Here is a 3,608-nt window from a genome sequence, read left to right as displayed (position 1 = left end):
CGCATACATCAACCGACTCTTCAAATGTATCACTCACCTTTTCTGCAAAAAATTCACCATTAGGCACCAGCACTTTTATACTAGCCTCCTTATTCATCGCAGTTTCAGGCTTTACAACTTTTAATGACACCTCCACTTTATTTATATCGTCACAATACTTTTCTAACTTAGCAGTTTTCTTCTGAATAAAATCCTGAAGTTTTTCTGTTGCATCGAAATGAATGGCTTGAATTCTAACTTCCATAAATACCTCCTTTTTTACGCTCTTGGATGAGCTTGTTCATAAACTTTTTTAAGTTCCTCAAAAGTCGTATGCGTATAAATTTCCGTTGTAGTCAGACTACTATGGCCCAGTAATTCCTTCACTGCGCCCAACTCTGCCTCATTATTCAACATAGCAGTTGCAAAAGTATGTCTCAACACATGCGGACTTCTTTTTTTTAACGACACCACTTTTGACAGGTTCCGTTTCACTAAAAGATACACCTTTCCAGGATACATCCGTTTTCCGTTTTTTAGAACGAAAAACGCCTCTGCCTTTCCAGGCAACACTTCATTTCTTATTTTCAGATAAACAGACATCGCCCTTCGCAATTCTTCTCCAAAAGGAATTAAGCGCTGTTTATTTCTCTTTCCCGTTACTTTTATCAGAAACGCAGAAAAATCGACATCCACATCATTCAGCCCTATCAACTCGGAAAGCCGCATGCCTGTAGCATAAAACATTTCCAACACCATTCTATCCCGACAACCTGTAAAATCCTCCTTAAAAGGAACATCATCCAAGAGTCGGTCCATTTCACGTTCTTTCAGAAATACAGGAAGAGGTTTCTTATTTTTCGGTCCAATGATTTTCAACATCGGATCCTCCTCTATCACACCTTTCTTTAGAAGGAAACGATAAAACGATCGGAGTGAACTCAGTTTCCGATTTACAGAAGCAGATGTATATCCGTCCTCTATCAGGTTCATCACCCAACCACGAACCAAATCAGCATCTACCGTTGTAAAATCGACATCCTCGTCTTTCCCCTTGAAGTATTCTTCAAACTTGGTCAAATCTATTCCATAACTAACTATTGTTTTTTCAGAATAGTTTTTTTCAAATCGAAGATAATCCAAAAAAGAGTCTGTCATCATAAGAAACGTCGCTTATCAATTCAGCAACGAATATATGAAAAAGAATTCAATTATTCAAAGAATGTGCGAGTTTTTAATTATTCTTCTACTTGCTGAAGTTTCTGAACATAGATAGCACGTTCTCTTTTCAGTCTGTTCAATACAGACGGCTTGTCGAACTGCTGTCTAGCTCTTAGTTCTTTTACAACACCTGTTTTCTCAAATTTTCTTTTGAACTTCTTCAGCGCTTTTTCAATGTTTTCGCCTTCTTTTACTGGTACTACAATCATTGTTTTTAATTATTAAATATGTTGTTATTAATATTTTCCGATAGTCAAATTGCGGCGCAAAATTACACATACTTTCTTTATTTACAAAACTTTCCAAAAGATTTTATTCAAAAAATCAACTTCAGGCAAAATCAAGACTATCCTTTCTACACCATTTATTATTTTTGTCAGACTAGTTTAGAATCTTCTTAAATATTTACATCATGAGCCCTGTATCTGATAGAATTGAAGCCTTGCGTAAATTTATGCACACCAAAGGCATATCCGCATTTATTGTACCAAGTACCGACCCTCATTCCGGAGAATATGTACCTGCACATTGGGAGTCCCGGAAATGGATTTCCGGATTCACCGGTTCTGCCGGTACAGCTGTAATCACCACATCACAAGGAGGAGTATGGACTGACTCTCGTTATTTTCTACAAGCAGAAGAACAACTCGAAGGAAGCGGACTAACTTTATTTAAAGACCGACTTCCAGAAACCCCTTCTATAGCCGACTGGCTAGGGAGCACTCTGAATCCTGGAGAAAAAGTCGGTATCGACGGTTGGGTAAACAGTACATCCGAAGCCCTACAATTACGACAAGTACTTGAAAAATACCATTTGGAACTGGTTAATGTAGAGGATCCGTTTTATTTATTATGGAAAGACCGCCCTTCATTACCTCTAAACTCTCCATTTATTTTGCCGTTGGAGTATAGTGGAGAGCCATGCAATCAAAAAATCAGCCGGATACAGGCAACTCTTGAAGAGAATCAGGTCAATGGCATCTTAATCTCCGCCTTGGATGAAATAGCCTGGACTTTAAACCTGAGAGGCACTGACGTACATTGCAATCCGGTATTCGTTTCCTACCTTTTTATCACCTCTACTTCAAGTACATTATACATCCAGCCGGATAAACTAACGGATGAAGTACGCCACTATTTAGAAACAAATCAAGTTTCTATTAAAGACTATACACAAATAGCCCAAGATTTAGAGGCATATAAAGAAGGAAGCTTACAACTACCCTATTCAACTAACTATACCCTTTATCAGGCTGCCCGCAAAAACAGTCAGGTAAAACTGCTCGACTCTCCGGTATTATACCTGAAATCAATCAAAAACGCTACAGAAATCGCCGGATTCAAACAAGCCATGACACGCGATGGAGTGGCTATGGTTCGCTTCCTTTATTGGTTAGAAAACGCTGTAAAAAGTGGAACAGAAACCGAATTATCCATTGACCAGAAGCTATACGAATTCCGTTCTGCACAAGAAAACTTCCAAGGTATCAGCTTTGATACCATAGCCGGTTATCAGGCACATGGCGCAATCGTACATTACGAAGCAACTGAAGAAACCGCAGCAACCCTGAAACCTGAAGGCTTCCTTCTTCTTGACAGCGGAGGACAATACCTCGATGGGACAACAGACATCACTCGTACCATCGCATTAGGACACATTACAGAAGAACAAAAAAAGGATTATACTCTTATCCTGAAAGGATTCATACAACTCTCCATGGCTCACTTTCCGTATGGTACCTGTGGCACCCAGCTCGATGTACTGGCACGGCAATTTATATGGAAAGAAGGCATGAACTACGGGCATGGGACAGGACATGGAGTCGGACATTTTCTGAATGTACACGAAGGGCCTCATCAGTTCCGTATGAACCACATGCCTGCTCTACTCCTTCCTGGTATGACGGTCACCAATGAACCAGGAGTATACAAAGCCGGAAGATATGGTGTACGCACAGAAAACACCATGCTGATTGTAGACGACCAAACGACTGACTTTGGCGAATTCTATAAATTTGAAGCATTGACCCTATGCCCTATCGATCTCAAACCGATTCTACCTGATTTACTCAGTCCGGAAGAAAAGGCATGGTTAAACGATTATCACCAGAAAGTGTATACCACACTTAACCCATACCTCAGCGAGGAAGAAAAGAACTGGTTGAAAGAAGCTACAAAAGCCATCCACTAATCAGTTTATAAACAAAAATCTCCCGGTCAGCATTCTCTGTATGAAAATGCCGACCGGGAGATTTTTGTTTACTTTTATTTAGGGACACTCAGTAAATAGTATAAAATTAGCCAACTAATTCATACAAAAAGTATTGCGAATTAGTTGGCTTTTTTGTATCTTTAGGTATTCCCCCGAAAATAAGGTTTGGCAGCCAAAACGGGGGAAATACTCCGAC

Annotated in this window: 4 protein-coding genes; 1 reads left to right on the top strand and 3 read right to left on the bottom strand. The window is 39.7% G+C overall.

Annotated elements, in window-relative coordinates; all coding sequences use genetic code 11:
• The 3 genes from ACMJ0U_RS06525 to rpsU form a co-directional block, all read right to left on the bottom strand.
• Positions 1-244 (bottom strand): HPF/RaiA family ribosome-associated protein (locus ACMJ0U_RS06525; RefSeq protein ID WP_417129000.1); only part of this gene is annotated, 244 nt, incomplete at its 3' end.
• 14 nt (positions 245-258) lie between these two features.
• Positions 259-1,140, bottom strand: coding sequence for a tyrosine-type recombinase/integrase (locus tag ACMJ0U_RS06520; protein WP_417128998.1), 882 nt, complete (start codon positions 1,138-1,140; stop codon positions 259-261).
• A gap of 77 nt (positions 1,141-1,217) precedes the next feature.
• Positions 1,218-1,409 (bottom strand): 30S ribosomal protein S21, encoded by a 192-nt coding sequence (rpsU, locus tag ACMJ0U_RS06515; protein ID WP_005844817.1) that lies wholly within the window; start codon positions 1,407-1,409, stop codon positions 1,218-1,220.
• Between the two features lie 200 nt (positions 1,410-1,609).
• On the opposite strand from rpsU, the gene ACMJ0U_RS06510 reads away from it, so the two are divergent.
• A complete protein-coding gene (locus tag ACMJ0U_RS06510) occupies positions 1,610-3,391 on the top strand; it encodes an aminopeptidase P family protein (RefSeq protein ID WP_417129001.1) in 1,782 nt (593 codons plus the stop codon).
• Positions 3,392-3,608: the final 217 nt, after the last annotated feature.

This window comes from Phocaeicola sp. (assembly GCF_048170425.1).
In the GTDB taxonomy this organism is placed as follows: Bacteria; Bacteroidota; Bacteroidia; order Bacteroidales; family Bacteroidaceae; genus Phocaeicola.
Note: the sequence above shows the minus strand (reverse complement) of the source record. Positions and strands in the feature narration are given on the sequence as shown.